The 507-nt window shown below is 53.1% G+C and carries 1 rRNA gene; it reads left to right on the top strand.

Going from position 1 to position 507, the window contains the following annotated elements:
* Positions 1-507, top strand: a 23S ribosomal RNA gene (locus tag ACXJKJ_RS32425); the annotation flags it as partial.

The following is a 507-nucleotide window of genomic DNA, read 5'->3' on the forward strand; positions in this document are numbered from 1 at the left end:
GTCTCCACCCGAGACTCAGTGAAATTGAAATCGCTGTGAAGATGCAGCGTTCCCGTGGCAAGACGGAAAGACCCCGTGAACCTTTACTATAGCTTTACACTGAACGTTGAGTTCGTCTGTGTAGGATAGGTGGGAGGCTATGAAACTGTGGCGCTAGCTGCAGTGGAGCCATCCTTGAAATACCACCCTGTCGTGCTTGACGTTCTAACCTAGGTCCATAATCTGGATCGGGGACCGTGTATGGTGGGTAGTTTGACTGGGGCGGTCTCCTCCTAAAGAGTAACGGAGGAGCTCGAAGGTACGCTCAGCGCGGTCGGACATCGCGCACTGTGTGCAAAGGCATAAGCGTGCTTGACTGCAAGATCGACGGATCAAGCAGGTAGGAAACTAGGACTTAGTGATCCGGTGGTTCTGTATGGAAGGGCCATCGCTCAACGGATAAAAGGTACTCCGGGGATAACAGGCTGATACCGCCCAAGAGTTCATATCGACGGCGGTGTTTGGCAC

The sequence above is a fragment of the Roseateles sp. P5_E1 genome (assembly GCF_054049335.1).